This window comes from candidate division WOR-3 bacterium (genome assembly GCA_016867815.1).
Classification (GTDB): domain Bacteria; phylum Hydrothermota; class Tepidihabitantia; order Tepidihabitantales; family Tepidihabitantaceae; genus UBA2258.
The window spans coordinates 17,451-38,524 of sequence record VGIR01000013.1; the positions used below are offsets into that span (position 1 = coordinate 17,451).

Sequence of the window (21,074 nt, forward strand, 5' to 3'; positions counted from 1 at the left end):
CAGAGGCCGAAGTCAAGAACCCGAGACGCGGAACCACTTGGCCATGCTGACCAGGGGTTGGACCTCGTAGCCGAGTTTCCGGTAGAATCCGGCCACGTCGCCTCGGGCCTCATCAACCTGGAGTTTAGCCCGAGGACAACCTTGCTGCCGCAGCCAGCTCTCAGCATGCTCCATCATCTGCGTACCTATGCCCCTGCGCTGCAGATCGGGTCTGACCGCCAGCGAGTAGATCCAGCCTCGGTGGCCGTCGTAGCCAACCATGACCGTGGCCACGACCTTGTCATCCAAGACGCCGACAAAGAACGACTCCGGGCTGTGCCTGAGCTTCTTCTGGATGTCGGAGCGGGGGTTCCGTTCCGGCGTGGTCATACCGGCCAGGCTCCACACCTCCAGCACCTGGTCGGTATCCTCGATGACGAACGGCCGTATTTCAATGCCCTTCAAACCGTCCCCTCCCGGCACGGATGACAGCCAAGATTCTTCGGCAGTCTCACGCCTAGATTCTCACCGACTCAGGCGCAAAGTCAAACTATGCCCGAAGCAAGATGGCCGGTCAATCAACCACAGACGAACGCAGATGGACACAGATGGCTCCCCCTCTCCTCACTGAGGAGAGGGTTGGGGTGAGGAGGATGCCGACTGCCGCTGCAGTACAACCTTCCTGACTGCTTGTAGCCTGGAGCTTGCGGCTTGTGGCTCCTCGCGCATGAAGTAGATGCCCGACCTCGGATTCATCGCCCGCCGCCCATCGAATAGACACTCACGCCCTACTCCTCTTCTTCGTCTTCCTGCGGCGTGGGACCGTGGTCAGTTACTCCTGACATGAAAGCGCGTATCAGCCGGGGTGAAGGAGCGGGAGCAGTACTCCCCGCTCCAGGGGGAACTACCGAGAGGATAGGAGAGAAGGCCGTTCCGTGCGTAGACAAATCAGGAACGAGCACCCCATCTCGGGAAACTCAGGGGCATCGCGCTGCCAGCCAACCCGCAAACTTCTTGGAGGGCAGCGAGGAAGCCCACGCGCACGCCGCAACGCGTTGCGCCCTGCCGATACCCGCCCGTGATTTCACCCGCCCGTGATTTCACTTGACACAGTAGACCCGGAAGTTAACATGACACGCCGGGTACCGCGAGGCCTGGTATCCGGCAAACAGCGCGAGGTCTCGAGAGTGCTTGTGGTCGGCCGGGAGTCTATGAGTCAGGTCAGTATGTCCTACATGCCCGCACCCGTAGTTCCGTAACGTGCCCCAAGCGTAAACCTGTTCGGAGGTAGATACATGGGAAAGCGCGTGTTTGTGGGGAACCTTCCCTTCAGCGCGACCGAGGACCAGCTGCGCGAGCTGTTCAGCCAGCACGGCGAGGTAGCCTCGGCTGAGATCGTTAAGGACAAGTTCACCGAGCGTTCCCGCGGATTCGCATTCGTGGAAATGGCTACGGATGAGGCGGCGGCGGCGGCCGTCGCGGCTCTGAACCAGTACCAGATGGACGGGCGTCCGCTGACCGTGAACGAAGCCCGCGCCCGCACCGAGAGTCGCGGCCCGCGCGAGCGTGGCAACCGCGGCGGCGACGGCGGCGGCAACCGCTGGTAGAGCTGTCCTACCTAGCTACGGGCGGGCGCTTGCCCGCCCGCTTCTTTTGGGAGGAAGCTTCGTGGGTGTTTCACCACCAAGACACCAAGACACGAAGAGGACTCGAGAAGCAGGGCCTCAGGCCGTTCGTACCCGGCGTCGCGCCAACAATCGACAATCGTCAATCGACAATTGTCAATCGTGTTTCAGGTGTTTCAGGTGTTGATGCGGGAGAAGATGATGGCAAGGACCATGGTCGCGCCGATGCCGATGGTCCAGCCGATGAACGTGTTCATCGCGCAACCGGAGTCCCGGCGGTAGGTCTTGAGCACTTCGGCATGCGAGAGCCTGACCTTGACCGTGTCGTCCGGCGATACGTAGACCCATTCGGTACCCACGCGCACCGAACCGGCCTCGTAGCTCGAGATAAGACCGGGCTGGTCAGGAATCGCGCCCAGTTTTCTTAGCCTGTCCCAGAACTGCTCGGGCGCCTCGTCAACTGAAGCTCTGTACACGGTCTTCGGCGGGAACAAGCTGACGAAGTGCTTGCCCGGCAGGGCCTCGACCACGACGGGAGCTACGGTCATCGGCACGGTCGTGGCGTCGAGATAGACCTGATCCGGCAGCGAGTCCGTCTCGATCGAGACATAGCCGACCGTGGCCGCGCACGCAACGGCGACAGAGAAGAGCAACAGAGCGGCAATTCGCTTCATCAGCGGGTGGCGGGAATCATACCGGTCAACTCCCGGCGGGTCAAACAATCCGCTGGACCTAGAGCCGAGAGGATGAAGGCGGAGAGATGAAGGACACCGGTTCCCCTTCGTATCCTGTTTCAGCCTTCCCTGTTTCATCGCTGCCCTGCCGGCTTTGACACTGCCGACTCGAACCGTATGATGGACAGTGACCGTCAGAAGCGTGTCGTTGCGCGCGGGCAGGTTCCGCACCAACGACCCGAAGCAGGCCCCACAGAAAGGCAACACGATGAGTGACCCAATCGGTCTCCTTTTCCCCGGACAGGGCTCGCAGTCCGTCGGCATGGGCGCGGATCTGTACGCGAAGTTCGCGCCGGCCCACGACGTGTACGAACATGCCGAGCAGGTCCTCGAGCTCCCCATCAAGGCGCTGTCGTTCGAAGGTCCGGAAGATAAGCTGCGCCAGACCCGCTACACCCAGCCGGCTATCCTGACCCATTCGCTCGCGGCGCTGGCAGTACTGCCGAAGCTCAGCCCGGCAATGGCTGCCGGTCACAGCCTCGGCGAGTACTCAGCCCTGTACGCTGCGGGCGCGCTCGACTTCGACTCAGTGATGAAGCTCGTGAAGCGCCGCGGCGCCTTGATGTATGCCGAGGGAGAGAAGAACCCCGGTACAATGGCCGCAATCATCGGCATGGACGCAGGAGCAGTCGAGCTGCTCTGCAAGGAGGTTGGTGGCGTGGTTGTACCGGCCAATTACAACGAGCCGAAGCAGACGGTCATCTCCGGCGAGGTCCCGGCTGTCAAGGCCGCGGCCGAGCTGGCCAAGACGCGCGGCGCGCTCAAAGCCGTGCTCCTGCCTGTATCCGGCGCATTCCATTCGCCCCTGCTCAAAGAATCGGCGGCCGAGTTCGCCGACTTCCTGGGAAGCTTCGAGATTCACACTCCATCCTTCCCGGTCGTCGCCAACGTCACCGGCAAGCCGGTCACGACTGCCGCCGATGTCCGCGACTGTCTGACCCGGCAGCTCATATCGCCCGTCCGCTGGGTCGCGACCGTCGAAAGCGCCAAACAGCTTGGCTGCAAACGCTTCTTCGAAGTCGGACCGGGCAATGTTCTCGCCGGCCTCGCCCGCAGAATCGACCGCGAGCTGATGGTCCTGCCGGCCGGCAAGGTCTCGGACGTCGAAGCCCTCGTCGCCGCCCACTAAGGAGACAGAATGGACTGGAGACTCCTGCTGACCACATTCGGCTCGGTCTTCCTGGCCGAGCTTGGCGACAAGACACAGCTTGCCACGCTCTGTTTCGCCACGGGCAAGAACACGTTCTTGTCGGTTTTCGTCGGCAGCTCACTTGCCCTGGTCACGAGCTCGCTCTTGGCCTGCGTCATCGGCAGTGCGCTCAGCCGGGTCCTGCCGGTGCGCTTGGTCCAGCTGGGCGCGGGCGTGCTTTTCATCGTGATCGGCGCGTTGCTGGTGGCCAAGAACCTCCGCTCAGCCTAACACGGGGGCACCGGAATTGAACCGCCAAGACGCCAAGGGGACAGAAACGGAACCCTACCACAAAGACACCAAGACACGAAGGTCCGGACGGATTGGAGCGGCCCGGGTGCCTGCTGCCGGTCGGATTGTCTTTGTGCCTTTGTGTCTTGGTGGTGAATACCGGCTCTCGTTTCCAACATGAAGCTGAAGGCCCGGCCAGAGGATTTCCGCGTCGAGGAACGCCTGAGGCTCCGTCTGAAACGAGCCGGGGCCCACTCGGTCTACCGGCTTGAGAAACGCTTCTGGAACACCCTCGACGTCATCACCCATCTGGAACAACGTCACGGTCTGAGGAAGCTCAGCCGGGCCGGGCTCAAGGACCGCTACGCCCTCTCGGTGCAGTACCTCTCCCTGCCGGGCCGCGGCCCAAAGCAAGTGGTCGAGAAGAACTACACGCTCCGCCTGGCCGGGATGGCCGATGAACCGGTCAGCCGCGACGTGCTGCTCGGCAACTCATTCAAGGTCACGCTGCGCGCCCTGACCGACGATGAGGCATCGGCAATCCTCTCCGCGCTGCCCAAGGTCAACCGGTTCGGCTTCCCGAACTACTACGACGAGCAGCGCCTTGGGTCGGCCCGACACGGCCAGGGCTTCATCGCCCGCCGCCTCATCGCCGGCCACTTCAACGGCGCTCTCCGACTCTGGCTGGGCACGCCATCGTCGGCCGACGACACGCAGACACGACGCCGCAAGTCCGCCATCGAAGACAACTGGGGTAACTGGCGACGATTGCTGGAACTTGCGCCGCCTGAGGGCCAGCCGGCGATTCGGCATCTTAGCATCAGCCCCAAGGACTTCAAAGGCGCGGTCTATCTCATCCCGCGCCAGCTGCTCGAGCTCTTCGTCAACGCCTATCAGGCATGGCTCTGGAACGAAATCCTGGCCGCACTGCTGGCAGACCTCAAAGCGCCACTCCGGCAGCTGGAGTACTTCCTCGGCTCTCTTGCCTTCTACGACGAACTGAACCCGACAGACGCGAAGTTCCTGTCCAAGCTGGTCGTCCCGGCGCCGGGGCCGGACGCGGAGTTTGCCAGCGAGCGGGCGGCGCGGGTCACCAACCAGGTCCTGGCCCGCGAAGGCCTGAGCCTCGACCAACTGGAGCTGAAGCTGCGCATCCGCGGCGTGTTCTTCAAAGCCTACCCGCGCAAAGCCGTGGTCCTACCGGAGAACATGAGGGCGACTGCGCCCGAAGCCGACGACCTCTACCCCGGCCGCAAGAAACTCGTGCTCTCCTTCTTCCTCCCGCCCGGCTCCTACGCCACGATGCTCATCAAGCGCCTGTCGCTGCTGTAGGAAAGGGATAGAGAGATAAAGGGACAAAGGGATCGAGGGCGAAGGAGAAAGTTCCAAGGGGCAATGCACAAGTCCGGACTCTGCCATTTCCACTTCGTGCTTTCTACTTTGGCTCTTCGGCACTCTATCCCTCTATCCCTATGTCTCTTTGTCCCCTGCCTCTTCCCGCTCTTCCTCTTCGCCCAGGTGCCCGGAGGCATCAGCATCGACCCGCGTCTCAGTTGGTACACCGTCGAATCCCAGCACTTCGACGTCCACTTCTCCTGCCGCGGCCGTCCCGACAGCTCCAGCACCTGGCTGGCGAGAGAAGTCGCGGGCATCGCCGAGGAGGTCCATGCCACGCTAACGCCGGTCGTGGGATGGACCCCAGAGACCCGTACCCAAGTTGTCATTGCCGACTTCTACGACTACTTCAATGGCTGGGCCGCTCCTTTCCCGAAGAACACCATCACCATCATCCCGACGCCGCCGGCCGGCAGCAAGTCAAACGAAGGCGACTGGTTGCGTTTGCTGATTCTCCACGAATACGCGCATATCCTGCAGACCGACCAGGCAGCCGGCGTACCCAGGGCGCTCCGCCACGTATTCGGGCGCATCAGCATGCCGAACGCTCTGGCCCCGGCCTGGCTGAATGAAGGCTACGCGGTCTACAATGAGACGAAGTTCTCGGACTTCGGCCGCCTGCGCAGCGCCGAGTACGACATGATCGCGCGCGCAGCCGCCGATTCGAACCGGCTGCTGCCGGTGGATCGATCCGGCACGTATGAGCTTCAGCGCTACCCCGGAGGGTCTGCTCCCTACCTCTACGGTACGTGGCTGCACGCCGGCGAAGCAGCTCGACTCGACCCCGGGGTCTGGGACCGGTACAACCGCAGACGCTCCACCAGTCTCCCCTTCCTCGAGAACTTCCACGCCCGCCGAACTCTCGGCCGCAGCATCTATCGCGCTTGGAAGGAAACCGCCGAGAGCCTTGTCACGAGGGCGACACGAGCCGCGAAGGATGTTCGCAGGCAGCCGCTGACCCCGCTGCGCCGGCTCACCCGCGAAGGGTACTGGACCAGCTCGCCGCTCTGGTCGCGCTCAGCCTCCCGGCTCTACTACCTCTCGCAGAGCGGCCGCGAGTACCCGGGCATCAAGATGCTGGACACTGCTACCGGTCGGACAACCGTACTCCACCGCGGCCTTGTGACCGGAAGCCTCTCGCTTTCCCCGGACGGCCGGTCGTTGGCATTCTCCCAGCTGGACATCGTCGGCAATAGCTACGAGCACACCGAACTCTTCTCTCTCGACCTCTCGTCGCGCCAGTTGCGCCAGCTCACGCGCGGCCAGCGGGCGCGCGACCCGGACTACGCCCCGGATACGTCCCTGCTCGTCTTCGTCGCCAATGGCGGAGGCCAGAACGACTTGAAGCTGCTCGACCTCAGGACCGGTAGAATCACCCGCCTCACCGAAACCGAAGACCACACTGGCTACCACGGTCCGCGGTTCTCGCCCAGCGGCAGGTGGATTGCCGTCGGGGTCAGCCGTCCCGGTGGGTACGTCGACATCGAACTGGTCGACCGCAGCACCGGCTGGACGATACCGGTGACACACGACCGCGCCAGCGACCTCACACCCACCTGGTCAAGGACCGGCAAGTCCCTCTTCTTCGTCTCGGACCGTACCGGTGTCTTCAACCTGTACGCCTACCAGCTCGCGACCGGCAAGACCTATCAAGTCACCAACGTTCAGTATGGCGTGTTCGAGCCGACCGTCTCCCCCGACAATCGTCGGGTTGCCATGGCGAGCTACTCGGCCTCGGGCTACGATGTCTCAGTCGCCGACATCCGCGCCGCCGACTGGCTTCCCGCCCCGGAGTTCACAGAATCGCCTCCAACTGCTCCCACCTCACTCCTCACTCCTCCCCCTGCAAGCCCGCTCTACTACTACAGCCCGTTCCCCAGCCTTCTGCCCGCATTCTGGTTGCCTTGGGCGTCGCTGTCGGCTGACGCGACACTGCCGGAGCTGGGAGCGTTCACTCTCGGTTGGGATGCGCTCCAGTTCCATCAATACCAGCTGACTGCCGGGTACCGGTTTGAGCGTTCTTCGCCGTTCCTCACCGCCTCCTACACCTTGCGCCGCTATCGTCCGGTTATCAGCCTCATGGCTGACCTCGACCTGCAGCGCCAGGCAGGCTCGATCAACCTCGATCTTCCCTTCATCACCATGAGACACTCGAGTTGGCTCGCCCTCGGCGTCACGGCACAAAGGGACATGACCGGATCGTCTGGCGATTCGGATCCTGTCCCGGGCAGGCTATCTACACGAGCAGACCTGCACTGGACGCACTCCAATGCTCACCAGTACCGCTTCTGCGTCGCCCCGGTTGAAGGACGAGTCATCGGTCTGCACTCAGACGTGCAAGCGAAGTGGATGCTCTCGGGCCGAGACCTGACGCGAGTTGTTGGTTACTGGTTCCAGTATCTGGGAGCTCCGCCGCAGACGTGGAGTTTACGGACGAAACTGGTCCTGGGCACCGCTTTCGAAGCAGCCGCCGCCGATGCCTTCGCGCTCGAAGCTGAGCCGGGGCTGCTCGGCGTACGCGGCTACGCGAGTGCGTCTGAGCCGGCGCGCTCGATCGCGGCAGCCGGGATGCAGTTCCGCACGCCGCTTTGGTGGATCGAAAGAGGCATGGGAACGGGCCCTCTGTTCCTGCAGAACATCAACGCCGCTTTGTTCGCCGACGCCGGGCTCACATCCGCCTGGCCCTCCCCGGCCAGCTGCAGCCCGCAAACTGCAGACTCGCCCCTGAACCGTGCCAGGCTCGGAGTCGGTGCCGAACTCAGGACAGACTTCATACTCGTTCACCTTCTGCCGGTCAGCGTCTTTGCCGGATGCGGCTTCGGCGTCAATCCGCTCTGGTCATACCGCCCGTACTTCGGGGTATCAAGCTCGACGCTGGCTGGCATCCTGAATTCGCCGTTAGCCACTCGTCAATCGCAAATCCCTTCGAGCCTCCGCCACCTTCCCGAAGCCCGCTAGCCACACTCGGTACGCCCCGGCCACCACCGCGCGGTCTCGGGCGGTGGCTTGACTTGTTTGAGACGAGTTCTACAATGAAGCCATGACAAGAGCGATTTCGGTCCTCTTGTGTTTGGGGTTGTTGGTCACGACGGGCGTGGCCGCTGGCTTTCCGCGCGCGTTCCAGGAACAGGCGGCGGTGCAAGAATCGCTCAGTCGGGTGCATCCGAGGATGCGGGCGAGATGGCTACGGGAGCGGGGAATTGATGATCCGTACTACACGAGCGTCAGTATGCCGGCGCTTGAGAGTTCGGGACTAGAGCTAATCGGACGTTGGTCATACGGGCCGTCCTATGACGTGGACGGCAGGACGACTCCAAGCGAGACCTTGGTGGCGTTGGCACGCGGCTCGGGCGTGAGCTTGCTCAGGTTCTCCAGGCAGGATTCCCTCTCAATCGAGCTACTCTCGGACATCAATGCCGAAGGGCTGATGTGCCGCGTGGAGGTCGCCGACACGCTATTGTACGTCGGCTCCAGACGCGGTCTGGAAATCTACAACATCGCCGACGAGCAGAATCCGGTGCGCCTGTCTTGGACGCCAATACCCCTGAACGATTTCGCCCTGCAGGACTCGCTGGTCTATACGATCAGCGGCGACGACTCGTTCCGCATCTACAACGTCTCAAGTCCTGCAAACCCGGTCTTCCGCGGTGCCTGCCGCGACTCGGGAGACCTTGTTTCCGTGGCAGGCAACGCTGCATACGTCGGCGACCGCTGGGGCCTGTACGTCATAGACGTCACCAACCCTGCCAGCCCGCACCGAATCGGCTCCTGGGGCAGCGCGATTGAACAAGTACAAGCCAGAGGACATCTCTGCTACGTCACGACCTTCAACCCGAACGTACCGGGCGAGATAACGTTCCATATCCTCGATGTTGCCGTTCCATCGCTGCCATACCAGATCGGCTCGCTCGATGACGCGGGCGGCAATGACATATATCTGATTGATACACTGGCGTACGGGGCAGGCGAGAGCGACTTCAACCAGATGACCATCGTGTCCGTGGCTGATTCGACCCGACCTCGCTTGTTGGGGTCTGCCGGAAGGCCCGGCTGGGGCTACGGTGTCTGGACCAACGGGCTAGCCCAGTCTGCCTTCGTCGGCTCGCACTGGACGGGACTGCAGGTCTATGATGCTCGCAACACATCACAGCCCATCCGCGACACGTTCATCCTGGATGCCGACGAAGCCGTTGACGTCTACATCGACATTGACAGGGCCTACGTGGCGGACCAGATGTCTGGACTCAAGATTCTCGATGTTCGGAACCCGGCCAAGCCGACTACGCTTGGGGCGTATGACTCGGCTGGGCAATTCCCGCACATGTCTTCGGTGGTAGCGCGGGGTTCCTTCGCATTCGCGGACTGGTTCTGGTTCAGAGTGGTGGATGTCAGCGATCCGTCTCACCCCAGGGCCGCCGGTCAACTTGACCCGTTCGCCCCACCGGAGGACATGGTCCTGCGCGACAGCTTCGTCTATTGCGCCGAGATGAACCGCTTCCAGATTGTCAACGTCGCGCGACCGAGGGAGCCGGTGCTGGTAGGGACATGCAGCGGCGATGGCGTCGCTATCGTCGTTCAAGACTCGTTCGCGTACACCGCTGCTGGTGCGATACGTATCACCAACGTTGCCCGACCCGACAGTCCGTTTGTGGTCAGCACGACTGACGTCTTCGCATACGGCATCGCTGTGCGTGATACGTTCTTGTACGTTCCCTTCGGCTACGACACGCTGAGAGTCTACAGCGCCTCGGACCCACATTCCCTACGTCTTCTGGGTTTCGCGCCACTGCAGACGCATGCTTGGGACGTGGCGCTTGCCGAGTCGGTCGCCGTGGTATCTACGTTCAACGGGCTGGAGGCGTTCAGTCTGGAGAATCCCGCGCAGCCGCACTGGCGAGCGGCGATCGCGACGCCTTATGGCCCGCGCCGAGTTGTCTACTCCGCTCCATACTTCTACACCGCGATGTGGGAAGCTGGAGTTGGCATCTACAGGGCCGAATCGCTCGCGCTGCAAGAGCAGGTCTCGACAACGAGTCTCGCGACCAGCCTGAGGGCGCGTCCCAGTCCTGCTCGTGACCGGTGTCTGATTTCTGTGGACAGGGCGACGACCCGCAGTGTCCGACTGCGCGACGTGTCGGGCCGAGTCGTCCCGGCTGTCTTCACCAGTGATGGGGCCAACGAAGGTCTGTTGCTAGACCTCTCGAAGCTGGCTGCTGGCGTTTACTTCGTTGAGGTCAAGACCGACAGGAGAATCAGCAGGGTAAAGGTCGTAAAGCAATAGGAGGAGGAAATGAGGAGCAGCGTTCTTGTGCTGATGACAGCAGTGCTGTCATCGGCCTTCGGTCTCGTGTCAGTGTTCCACCAGGAGCCCCTGACCGCGGCGATGAGCGGCTGGACCACCTTTGAGCATAGAACCGTGGCCCAGGTAATAACGATCAACTTCGATGAGCTGGACAGTGCGGCAGGTGCATACTGCGAGCTGTTCGCAGGGACCAAAGGCGGGGGTGGTGACTATCACGTCACGGTCCGGACCTATCCCGGCGGAGCTCCGATTGAGGCGGGGAACGCCGGCGGCAACGTCGATCACGAGTGGGTGAAGTTCAAGCTGGCTGTAGACTACCCCGAGTCCATCGTGAAGGGGAAGAAGCTGGCGTTCTGCTTCACGCGGTCGGCGTCGGCGGCGGCTTGACATCGTGACTCAGAGGTCTAGCATTATCGCGTCATGAGCACGCGGCGGTGGAGTGCAGTGTTGTTGCTCGCGGCGACAGTCGTCTTTGGCGAGCGGCTGGACGACATGGCGCTGCGGGATTCGATGATGGTGAAGGGGTCGCTTAGAGGCCATCGGTGGCTGGAGAAGAACGGCCTTGAGAGCTACCTGCTGCGGCAGAGTTGGAGGCCCACCGAAGACAGCGGACTCCGGTGCGTGGGGCGCTGGAGCTATGGACCGTCGCTCAAGGTTTCGCTGCAGGTCACACCAGGTGATACCATCATCTGCTTGACCCGTGGATCGGGCGCGACATTGGCTCGGTTCCGCTCCCAGGACAGCGTCACCTTCGACTTGCTCGGCGACTTGAACTTCGCCGGGATTCCGCGTCGGGCCATCATCACCGACACTATCGTAGTAGCGGGCATTCACGTCGGTGGAACCGGCCTCGAAGTCCACGGCATAAGCAATCCCGCTCAACCCAACCTGCTCAGCCGCGTCGACCTGCCCGTGGTCAACGATATCGCGGTCAAGGACTCCTTCGTCTACGCTGCCTGCGAAGATGACACCCTGCGTATCTACAACATCGCGGACCCCCGGCAGCCAGTCCGGGTCGGGGCTTGTCGCGACAGTTGCGACCTGTTCATGACTCAGGCAGGCAACTACTGCTATCTAGTTCACGTCTCGGGGGTCAACATCGTGGACGTCAGCAACCCAGCCAGCCCTCACCGAGTCGGGAGAATTGGCGGTGAGCCGTTGGCGGTCTACGTGCGAGACACGCTGTGCTACGACATGATCTTCGGAGAAGGCCTGCGAATCTACAACGTCAAGAACCCGGCCTCACCGCAAGAGGTCGGCTGGCTCACGCTCGGGGATGCGATGGACCTCACCATGCCTTCTACCGAAGACACGTTGCTCTTCACTTCGCTACTGGACGTGGTGAACGTGTCCAACCCGGCTTCGCCTTCTCTAGTCGGGCACATCGACATTCCGGCTGAGTATGAGTATGGCGTGGCGGTCGTGCCCGCCGTGAACTACGCCCTCGTAGCTAACTACACTGATGGTGTTGTCGCGGTTGACGTCACGAATCCCGCAAACCCAACGTTTGACACAACTGCGTTTGGCGCTGGTTCCGTGCTGGACATCTACGTGGACGGTACGAAGGCGTACTTGGCCTCGCCCCTGAATGGCATGACAATTCTGGACGTCTCGGACCCGACTCGGCCATCTCGTTTGGGCGGAGTGGACATCGTTGGTCTGAATCCCGCGTGCATGTCGGTGGCCGCGCGCGACTCATTCGCCTACATGCACTGGTATCAGCGTCCGCAGTTCCAGTCGGTTGACGTCTCGGACCCGGCGAGGCCCCAGCGGGTGGCTGGCGTGGACGTCACCAACCCGCCCGAAGACATGGTCATTCGCGACAGCTTCGTGTACATCGCGGAGATCAACAAGCTCCAGATTGTCAACGTCGCGCGACCAAGGGAGCCGGTGCTGGTGGGAAACTGCGCAACACAGGGGGACGCGTACGGTCTGTGCGTCGTGGATACGCTCGCATACGCGGCCAACTACCCGTTTGCCATCATCGACGTGAAGCAGCCGTCGAATCCGAGTATCGTCGGAACGATACAGCGCGGGGCATGGAACGGCACGGTTCGCGATACGTTCCTGTTCTTGTCGTCGGGAGGTATTCTCGTCTACAGCATTGCTCGGCCCGACCAACCTCGATTGCTGGACTCGCTCAGTGTTGGGACGAACACGTACTGGGTCGAGGCGGTCGGGACTCTGCTCTACGCAGCGAATCGCGACGGAGTACGGGTGATTGATGCTTCGGATGTGCACAACATGCGAGTCCGTGGCTTCTGCACAGCGCCGCGCACGGTGAATCGGCTGGCCTACATGTCGCCTCACATCTACGCCGCCTGCTGGGAAGCAGGCGTGAGCATATACGAATCAACGCAGGTTGCTCTGAGTGAACCGACGAAAGGAGGTGATGTGCATGCAGAGCCATCCGTCAGGCCGAATCCCGTGACGACGAGTGCCAGTATTTCCATATACGGCAAGTGGCCAGCTACGGTGACCGTTCGTGATATCGCTGGCAGACTCATGCCGTGCGTGGTCAAGAACCGGGGGCGCGGCGAGGTGGTACTGGACATAGCGGTAATACCCCCTGGGGTCTACTTTGTCCAAAGCGGAACCGGTGCGACTTCAGCAAGGGTGAAGTTCGTCAGACAATAGGAGGACAGCATGAAGGGAAAGGTGTGCAAGGCCGCCGCCATACTGGTGGCGCTCTGCGGGTGCGCGGCGGCGCTGGTGACCGCGTACCATGTGGAGCCAATCACGGCGGCACTGTCAGGTTGGACGGACACGATTCCGCCCAACAACTGTGTAGCCCAGCTCATAACCACCAACTTCGACGAGCTGGACGCCGCCTCGGGAGCATACGTGGAGCTATTCGCAGGCGAGTACGGCAGCGGAGGCCAATACGACCTCAGCATCCGAACGTATCCTGGCGGTAACCAGATAGCGTACAAGTTCAACGGAAAGTACCTGAGACCTCAGTACTGGGTCCGGTTCGATAGTATCAACGTCACCTACCCTGAGTCTATCGTGAAGGGGAAGAAGCTGGCGTTCTGCTTCACCCGAGGCGGCGGCGACAGCATCCAGTACTATTTCACCAATGCGTCGGGCTACAACTACGGAGGTCTGATAGCGTCATATCCGGGCGCGGTGACGCCGACCCACGGCCTGGCGATGCGATGCTATGGCCGGATGCGGCCGGTGGATTCGGCATTCTGGGGCGGGTTCGCGAAGCTGCCGGGCTGGAACAACGGAACGAACCGCAGAGCTGCCTGGCAGCACTACATGACCCAGACCGGCTGGCGCACGGCGCCGTTTGAGTGCAATTGGGTAGAGCATCAGCCCACGCAGGATTCGTGGGATTTCAGGGACACGGATGCGCACATTTCGCTAATCTGCAGCACCGGCGCGCGGCCCGTCGGTATCCTGGTGAAGTCCGCCTTGTGGGCAAGCTCCCGCGAGGACTCGACCTGGTTGCCGAGGACGCCCCCGGACACCGGTTACGACTGGGGGTATGGCCCGGTCGAATATGGCTCGCCGCTGAACCTATGGCCCGGATCCGGGGAGACCAACTACTACGCCCGCTGGGTAGACTCGCTCATGGACCACGCGGCCAACGTGCACACCTGGATTGTATCCAACGAGCCGAACGATACCTGTGTATCCGAGAGCTGTTGGGCCGACGGCGTTACCGGCTGGTGGCGCAGGCCGAACCGTCTGCAGTACCTGAGCGGGTTTGACGGGCCGCGGGGGCTGTGCTCGCTCTATATGAGAATGGCCCGGGTAGCCGCTTCGACAATCCGAAGTCACGAGAACCACATCGACGACACGATTCTGATCGGGGCGATGCACCGGGCCACCGACTCGAATGACTCGTTCTTGGTCGCCGGCGTGCACTGGCTTGACCTCTGCTACCAGACTTCCGAGGACGGCGTCTTCTGGGATGGGGTGGCCGTGCATCCCTATCAGGATGGCTTCGTCTTCTCGCCGGAGAGACTGGAGTCCGATGCTGAGACACTGCGCGCGGTCATGCAAAAGACGTGGGGCGACTATCGCAGTGAGCTGTGGAACACTGAGCTTGGATGGAACGTACGGCAGCAGGGACTGACACGGGAGGACGATGCCAACAACCTCTGCCAGTCGTTCACAACCAGCCTCAGCATTCCGGCCCTGCCCGGTGCCGGAGGAGGCTACGACAGGATGTGCTGGTGGCTGCCGTACTGGCACTTCGCGCCCATCGAAATCGAAGAACCCTGGAACTGGCTGTGGCTGCAGGACGACTCCGCGGACGATGAGGAACTAGTGCCGCAGTACGGATACTACGCTTTCAAGCAGGCACGCTCGATACTCGTCGGGACGCGGCTGAACGGGCGGGTGATGATGGGTGACTCGACGGACGATTCGGTTCGAGTCTACGAGTTCGAGGATACGACGGCACAGAAGAAACGGACGTGGGTGTGTTGGAGCATTCCAGTATCAGACCCGGCCCCGTCCGTGTCTGCCAGGCTGCCGGCAAGGTCAGATACGATGGTCGCGGACAGCCTAGCCTACGACGACGACCCACCGTCCGACCAGGATTACGCGGCAGCAAGTGGGTGGCTGCACGAGAGCCTGACGCCACGGCCCGTGCTCATCAACGAGACGTCGGTGGAGAGCCGACCGGAGTTGGTCGTGGACAGCTTCTGGGTCGTTCCGGACCGACCGCAGACCAACTCCCTGCTGATGTTCTACGCGTTGGTCAGGAACCGTGATACCCAGCGGGCGACACCTGATAATAGTCCGACCTCAGTTTGGTTCACGTGGAATGGGGCAGTCGTCGAATCGACATCCAGGACAAAGAAGCTGTACCCTGGTGACACGATGTGGCTCATCCTGCACCAGGGCATGCCGAGCGGTCTGCATGGGGAAGGGCTCCTGGCCGCTAACGTCAATCCCGGTATGCGCTATGTAGAGAGACAGGGCACCGATGACAATCAAGCGTATCTGAGGCTCGACATACTGCGTGGTCCAAGTGGGGAGGTCGATGTCGTCGTGCCGCCGGGCGCCAAGACAGGAGCGCCAGTGCTGCCGATAGGATTGACAAGCGCATCATGGGAGAAGGACACGACGGGACAGACACCCGCCGACAGTGCCCGGATTCTCCTCGACTGGTATGGTCAGCGGGACACCATGGTTCACGCTACGGATACGACCGCGTGGTTCCCGTTCTGCGCGGACACGGCGCTACCGTTCCCAAGGGGATGCGGCACTTTCAGGGTGTATGCTCAGTTCCGCGATAGCGGTGAGAATGACAGCCCGTTCTACCCGGATTCCATCGATTCCATCATCGTCTTCGACACGACCGGGCCAACCGGGAGCGTCGTGATTCAGGGCGGGGTGCGATTCGCGCCGAGTTCGACCTGCACGCTCACACTTGCCGCCTACGATTCGGCATCGGGTGTGGGCTGGATGCGGTTCATGAATCGGCCACGGGTAGGCCTGATCGAGAATGGCGGGTTCCTGGCGACCGCAGGCTCTTGGAGCTTTGCGAATGGCGCCTACGATACGAGCCTGGCGATGGCCAAACTAGCGGCCGGAATGCCGCAGGCTGGGGTCAGGCAGTTCGTGCCGGCTGAGTCCATCTCGGCCTATTCCGGTGACTCGTGTGTGCTGGAGGCGAGCATTCTGGCTCACGTACACGACGGCGAGGCTGCCGGTGAAGTCTCGTTCTGGTTCTGGAGCACACGAGAGGACACGAGCCAGCACGACACGCTCTGGGAGTTGGTCGATTCCGCATCTTACTCAGGTAGCCTGCTGTCGCTCACTGGCCGGTACAACCTCTCGACCCGGTTCCTGTTGGAGACGCCGACACCGGAGTCGGGCTGGGTCTGGCGCGGCGGGATGGTGAGAGTGCGGGCTCAGGGCGTCGATAGTGGTGCGGGCAACGTCTACACCGACAACGTAGCCCTTAACGCGTTCGAGTCTGATTCGGGCTACGTCTGGTGGGGTGCGTACGACACACTGGCCGAGTGGAACATCGGCTCGGGCGCAGGGATGAAGGTCGTGCGGGCGCTCTTCCTTGACTCTGCCGGTAACGAGAACGCCGCGCCGTATGCGGATACCATCATCCTCGACCCGACTGCACCGGTCGTGCACATCAGCCTGCCTGACTCCGGGCAGCTTGTCAGCGGCACGGTCGAAGTCACCGGCTGGGCCTATGACCCGATCGAAGTTGCCGGCGACACGTGGTTCGAGTCACGCCGGCTGTTCTTCATGCACGTGGATTCGACCAACTGGCTACCGGCGGACCCTGATTCTGTCAGCCATTCCCCGGCCTACCCTGACTCCCAGCAGATCCTGGGCCCGGCAGTGCATCTCGGCTACTGGAACACCGACTCGATACCTGACGGTGAATACTACGTACTGCTGACCGGTGCCGACTCAGCCGGGCACGTCTCAAGCTGCACCACCTGGGTCATAGTCTCCAACAGCGGCGGAGGCGGCGGTGAAGGCGGCGGGCCGCCGGGCGGCGGGTCGGGCATGGGCGAAGGGTCTGTGTACGTCGGCTCCGCGACCGGATACGTGCTGCACCTGTCGGACGACCTCGACTCGCTTGGGTGCTTCCAGGTGACTGACTCAGGCTCGCAAGCCAAAGTCACGGCCATCCTCGCGGTCGGCAATGACAGCCTGCTCGTGCTTGATGCTCAGGGCAAGCGCGTCCACAAGCTGCACAAGAACGGTCAGAACCGGAGAAGGCTGGTCTCCAATCTGTCCCAGCCGATGGACCTCAAGCGTGATACGAACGGCAACTTCTGGCTGGTGGACAAGGGCTGGCACCGGATCGGCAAGTTCCGCTCGAACGGGACGCTCGTCTTCACGAGAGGCGGTCTGGGCTCAGACTCGCTTCACTTCCACTCGCCCGAAGGCATCGCGGTCAAAGGCGACCTTGTGTACGTGGCCGACACCAAGAACGACAGGCTCGTCGCCTGGGACACGTCCGGACACTACAAGGCAACCATCACCGGCTGCTTCACCAAGCCGACCGCGGTCTACGTAACCGATGCAGGTGCCATCTACCTGACGGACGGAAACGACGGCAGGCTCAAAGGCATCACGCCCCTGGGCGGCAACATCGTCGCTATCAAGACATCGGACTCAAGCAAGCTCCGAGGTCTGGTGCTGAGTGAGAACCGACATCACCTCTTCTCACTCGCGCCGCAGCCGAACAAGGTCCACAAGCTGCGCATCCAGAGCGATGACAGTGCGCCCGGCGGGCAGCAGTCAGCCGGCAATGTCAAACTGCCCAAGACCCTGAGTCTGGCTCAACCCTTCCCGAACCCGGCGCGGACGAGGCTCAACATCGCCTATGCCCTGCCGCACCAGACCCGCGTCGTGCTCAAGCTCTACGACGTTGCGGGCAAGCTCGTGAATACACTGGCTAGCGGTGAGCAGAAGCCGGGCTACTACAACCTGACCTGGAACCGGCAGGACGCCAAGGGGCGTAGTTGTGCCTGCGGCGTGTACTTCTGCACGCTAGCGGCTGAGAACCAGCGGTTCAGCAGGAAAGTTGTGCTAGCGGAGTAGACCCCGGTGCGGAAGCTATACCAGTCCGCGTGGCAGACGCTTGGGACACGATCCGAAACGTCGGACGTTTGGGTCATGTTCCGCGCTCGCTTCAGCAGGAAGGCGATTCTCACCGAGTAGGCCGAGCTACCCGTCCAAGAGAGGCTGCCCGCGTCAATGCGGGCAGCCTGCTTCTTCTCAGGACGCCGTCCAGCTAGCTCACCAGCCGAGCGGTGCAGTAGATGCTATGGAGTTGGCGGTGGGGAGTTGAAGACCTGGGTTCGGATGGCTGCAAGTACGTCGGGGTTCTGGCCACGGCCAGCCCATTTCTGGAGCAGGACCTCGCTTGCCATGGCGAAGCTCTCGCCGGTGATATGCTGCTGCCGCGAGAGCTTCCAAAGCTGGCGGGCATAGCTCAGATAGGGGACGTAGTTGGTGGTGTGGACGCCCTGCTGGTTCAGCACTTCTTTGACCTTCATCTCCATGGCTGCCATCTCCACGGTTGCAGCTTCGTAGCGCTGTCTCATGCCTTCCTGCAGAAGGTCGAGGGTCGCCTTGGCCTGCGCTGGGCTGTACTTTTTCTGCCAGCGCTCTATACGTCTCGTAACATCGGACATTTCCGCGCTCCTTTCATGCGGCCTATGCCTTGACTTTTACCCTAGGGACAGTCCCCGTCCAGGATCAGTCCCACTAAGGAGCGGGCAGGCAGGTGCCTGCAAGCGCCTCGTCTGTCCGTTCTCAACCGTTTAGACGCACGTGAGTTATCTCCGATGCTGACGCGTCTAAGTATCAAAGAATTGGATAGATACAAGACAAGGCCCTTTGCATTCGATGGAGACAAGCGTCTAGGTCATCGTCTGTGGGACCGTCCCGCGGACGGTCTAGGTGACTGTTTCTGCCGCCGTCGCCGCGATGGTCCACTGGAAGGTAGCGCAGGCCGTGGCTGGAGTCGTGGCTGAGGCTGACTGCGCAGTGGTCGGTGAAACGATTGGCCCAACCGAGGCCGACGCGGTCACACTAATGGTAGCGGCCACGGTCAGGCAGTCGGTTTGCGCGGTGGTGGCCGTGACGGTCTTCGGGTTGGTGGCCGAGGTGATGTGCGCGACCATGTGCGAGGTAGTGGCCGTGATGGTCGCCGCGACGGTCGGCGGGACCAAGACCCAGATGCTGGATCAAATGCCAGGCAGAGCCACGGCTACAGGTCCGGCCTGTGCTCGCGAACGAGCGGCGCATGCACTTGTAGAACAGCACCCCAGATGGCGGACTCGAATCTGCTGGCGGCAGGGTTACGTAACGGACTCCGATAGCTGCAATGAAGGGCTGCGTCTGCGGCCGGCCTTCACGCTCGAGCAGCTACCGGACTACAGGTCTTTTCTTCTCCCGCGCCAGCGCCGGACGATGCGGTCAACGTCCATGTCCTGGACGCCTTCCTTCCACCACTTGGCAAACTCCACGTCAGAACTCATCGGCTTCGGTTGCGGACAGTCAATCATCACCCGCGTCGGCAGAGCGACGCAGTCGCCGAGAATCAACGCCTCGCCGGTCCGGAGCGACGGCAACATGTCCATCAGCCCGGAGAGCGCGTCCGGGACGAGCTTGCGGACGTATGCCTGGTCGTCCGGGTTGGTGAGCCGCATGGCAATGAAGCTGTTGCACTGAGAGAGCACGGTCTCGGACAGCTCTTTGGGGCGCTGGCTGACGATGATGGTGCCGACGCCGTACTTCCGGCCCTCCTTGGTTATCCGTTCGATTGCCGCCTTGGCCGCCTGCAGTCGGAAGTCGTTGCGGCTGGGCACGTAGTTATGCGCCTCTTCCAGCACCAGCAGTATCGGGAAGCGCTCGCGCTCGGGATTCCACAGGTTGAACTCGAAGACCAGGCGCGAAACTACCGCCGCCACCACGCCGACCGCGTCGGAGGGAACACCGCTCAGGTCGATGCACGCCATCCTGGTACCGGTCCCGATTGACAGAAAGTCCCGCAGCAGTTGAGTGAAGCTGTCGTTGGAGGTGTACTGAGTCGGCCCGAACATGAACTTGAAGCGCGGGTCGCTGACCTTGCTGTCGAGCCGGATGAGGAACTTGTCGAACTCGCCGTACAACGGCCCCGGCACCATTGCGCCGTCGGCATTGGGGACCATCTGGATGTTCCAGTTCCGGATCGTGTCCAGCAAGTCATCAAGGTCGAAGAAGACAGGCGAGTCCGCGGTAACGCGCTCGCCCTTGCGCAACCGGTCGCTACCAACCGTGCCTTCGCGTGCTCGCACCAGCGCGTCACGCAGCACCGTCATCTGGTTCTTGGCTGAGAACTCGCTCTGGTCAACGGTCAGGTCCTGGAACTCCTCAAAGCTGAGCAGCCAGTAGGGCAGCTCCACCTGGTCCGCTTCGATGCGCGTTACGTCTTCCGGGAAAGCGGTGGAGTACTCCCCGTGCAGGTCCAGGACGACAATGTGCGTGTCCGGATACTTGCGGATCGCCTCCTGGAGAATCGAAACGACGGTGCAGGACTTGCCGCAACCCGTGCTGCCGACCACCGCGATGTGCTGTCCGAAGAAGTGATCGACATTGATGTAGGCACGCTGGTCCTCGGCATGCGAGGGATGGCCGAATGAGAAATCGTACTCATTGAACTCGGAGAATATGGTCTTCATCTCGTCGGGCGTCACCATCTTCACCCGCTGGCCCACGGTCGGATAGATGGCGACTCCGCGTATGAACCCGCCGTTTACGCCCATCGAACCAATCAGGATGCAGTCCGCCACCCTCCGTCCCAACGTCCGAGGCGCGTCCTGCCCCACCGCCGGGAGGGGAGGGTTTTCCATCTTGATGGATGAGACGATGCCGATGACGCTCCGGTCCCGGACCGCAATCTTGATGTGCGAGCCGGGCTGGCCCGGGAAGTAATCCTTGGCCAGCTCGACAGTCGTATCGACAGTCAGCTCCACGAGCGCGCGTTCGCCGTTCACCTCGACCACTTGCCCGATTTCGATATCGCTGGATGCACTCATGCCTGCCAACTCCTTTGTGAACAACCGGGCCGGCGCTGCCGCCGACCCGACAGACTCTCTGAGGGGTACGCGCTCGCCCGGACATGGCCGGGG

At 62.1% G+C, this 21,074-nt stretch carries 14 protein-coding genes; 9 read left to right on the plus strand and 5 right to left on the minus strand.

Features of this window, described 5'->3' with window-relative positions; translation table 11 throughout:
- Positions 1-12 precede the first annotated feature (12 nt).
- Positions 13-444, minus strand: a complete 432-nt coding sequence (locus FJY68_03455; GenBank protein ID MBM3330891.1) for a GNAT family acetyltransferase — start codon at positions 442-444, stop codon at positions 13-15.
- Positions 445-1,274: 830 nt separating this feature from the next.
- Between FJY68_03455 and FJY68_03460 the strand changes: the two genes are divergently transcribed.
- On the plus strand, positions 1,275-1,586 hold the full coding sequence (locus FJY68_03460; GenBank protein ID MBM3330892.1) for an RNA-binding protein: 312 nt from the start codon (positions 1,275-1,277) through the stop codon (positions 1,584-1,586).
- Between the two features lie 194 nt (positions 1,587-1,780).
- Here the strand turns inward: FJY68_03460 and FJY68_03465 are convergent, their stop codons facing one another.
- A complete protein-coding gene (locus FJY68_03465; protein ID MBM3330893.1) occupies positions 1,781-2,278 on the minus strand; it encodes a hypothetical protein in 498 nt (165 codons plus the stop codon).
- A 268-nt stretch (positions 2,279-2,546) separates the two neighbouring features.
- Here FJY68_03465 and fabD point away from each other — a divergent pair, with 268 nt between their 5' ends.
- From fabD to FJY68_03505, 8 genes are all read left to right on the plus strand, one after another.
- Entirely contained in the window at positions 2,547-3,467 is a 921-nt protein-coding gene (gene fabD, locus FJY68_03470; GenBank protein ID MBM3330894.1) for an ACP S-malonyltransferase, read from the plus strand.
- 9 nt (positions 3,468-3,476) lie between these two features.
- Complete coding sequence (locus tag FJY68_03475; GenBank protein MBM3330895.1) at positions 3,477-3,758, plus strand: TMEM165/GDT1 family protein; 282 nt, start codon at positions 3,477-3,479, stop codon at positions 3,756-3,758.
- 177 nt (positions 3,759-3,935) lie between these two features.
- On the plus strand, positions 3,936-5,090 hold the full coding sequence (gene truD / locus FJY68_03480; protein ID MBM3330896.1) for a tRNA pseudouridine(13) synthase TruD: 1,155 nt from the start codon (positions 3,936-3,938) through the stop codon (positions 5,088-5,090).
- A gap of 63 nt (positions 5,091-5,153) precedes the next feature.
- Positions 5,154-8,111 (plus strand): hypothetical protein, encoded by a 2,958-nt coding sequence (locus tag FJY68_03485; GenBank protein ID MBM3330897.1) that lies wholly within the window; start codon positions 5,154-5,156, stop codon positions 8,109-8,111.
- An 82-nt stretch (positions 8,112-8,193) separates the two neighbouring features.
- Positions 8,194-10,434 carry a T9SS type A sorting domain-containing protein gene (locus FJY68_03490; protein ID MBM3330898.1) on the plus strand — a complete coding sequence of 747 codons (2,241 nt, stop codon included), beginning with the start codon at positions 8,194-8,196 and terminating at the stop codon, positions 10,432-10,434.
- 9 nt (positions 10,435-10,443) lie between these two features.
- Complete coding sequence (locus FJY68_03495; protein ID MBM3330899.1) at positions 10,444-10,842, plus strand: hypothetical protein; 399 nt, start codon at positions 10,444-10,446, stop codon at positions 10,840-10,842.
- 33 nt (positions 10,843-10,875) lie between these two features.
- Positions 10,876-13,092, plus strand: coding sequence for a T9SS type A sorting domain-containing protein (locus tag FJY68_03500; GenBank protein ID MBM3330900.1), 2,217 nt, complete (start codon positions 10,876-10,878; stop codon positions 13,090-13,092).
- A gap of 9 nt (positions 13,093-13,101) precedes the next feature.
- Positions 13,102-17,997, plus strand: a complete 4,896-nt coding sequence (locus FJY68_03505) for a T9SS type A sorting domain-containing protein (protein ID MBM3330901.1) — start codon at positions 13,102-13,104, stop codon at positions 17,995-17,997.
- 224 nt (positions 17,998-18,221) lie between these two features.
- Here the strand turns inward: FJY68_03505 and FJY68_03510 are convergent, their stop codons facing one another.
- From FJY68_03510 to FJY68_03520, 3 genes are all read right to left on the minus strand, one after another.
- Positions 18,222-18,593, minus strand: a complete 372-nt coding sequence (locus tag FJY68_03510; GenBank protein ID MBM3330902.1) for a hypothetical protein — start codon at positions 18,591-18,593, stop codon at positions 18,222-18,224.
- 264 nt (positions 18,594-18,857) lie between these two features.
- A complete protein-coding gene (locus FJY68_03515; protein MBM3330903.1) occupies positions 18,858-19,133 on the minus strand; it encodes a hypothetical protein in 276 nt (91 codons plus the stop codon).
- Between the two features lie 204 nt (positions 19,134-19,337).
- A complete protein-coding gene (locus FJY68_03520; protein ID MBM3330904.1) occupies positions 19,338-20,981 on the minus strand; it encodes an ATP-binding protein in 1,644 nt (547 codons plus the stop codon).
- Positions 20,982-21,074: the final 93 nt, after the last annotated feature.

What these genes read in the sequence shown, in the direction of transcription:
- FJY68_03460 (MBM3330892.1), top strand. Translation starts at nt 1,275, where the DNA reads ATGGGAAAGCGCGTGTTTGTGGGGAACCTTCCCTTCAGCGCGACCGAG.
- FJY68_03465 (MBM3330893.1), bottom strand. Translation starts at nt 2,278, where the DNA reads ATGAAGCGAATTGCCGCTCTGTTGCTCTTCTCTGTCGCCGTTGCGTGC.
- fabD (MBM3330894.1), top strand. Translation starts at nt 2,547, where the DNA reads ATGAGTGACCCAATCGGTCTCCTTTTCCCCGGACAGGGCTCGCAGTCC.
- FJY68_03475 (MBM3330895.1), top strand. Translation starts at nt 3,477, where the DNA reads ATGGACTGGAGACTCCTGCTGACCACATTCGGCTCGGTCTTCCTGGCC.
- truD (MBM3330896.1), top strand. Translation starts at nt 3,936, where the DNA reads ATGAAGCTGAAGGCCCGGCCAGAGGATTTCCGCGTCGAGGAACGCCTG.
- FJY68_03485 (MBM3330897.1), top strand. Translation starts at nt 5,154, where the DNA reads ATGCACAAGTCCGGACTCTGCCATTTCCACTTCGTGCTTTCTACTTTG.
- FJY68_03490 (MBM3330898.1), top strand. Translation starts at nt 8,194, where the DNA reads ATGACAAGAGCGATTTCGGTCCTCTTGTGTTTGGGGTTGTTGGTCACG.
- FJY68_03495 (MBM3330899.1), top strand. Translation starts at nt 10,444, where the DNA reads ATGAGGAGCAGCGTTCTTGTGCTGATGACAGCAGTGCTGTCATCGGCC.
- FJY68_03500 (MBM3330900.1), top strand. Translation starts at nt 10,876, where the DNA reads ATGAGCACGCGGCGGTGGAGTGCAGTGTTGTTGCTCGCGGCGACAGTC.
- FJY68_03505 (MBM3330901.1), top strand. Translation starts at nt 13,102, where the DNA reads ATGAAGGGAAAGGTGTGCAAGGCCGCCGCCATACTGGTGGCGCTCTGC.
- FJY68_03510 (MBM3330902.1), bottom strand. Translation starts at nt 18,593, where the DNA reads ATGTCCGATGTTACGAGACGTATAGAGCGCTGGCAGAAAAAGTACAGC.
- FJY68_03520 (MBM3330904.1), bottom strand. Translation starts at nt 20,981, where the DNA reads ATGAGTGCATCCAGCGATATCGAAATCGGGCAAGTGGTCGAGGTGAAC.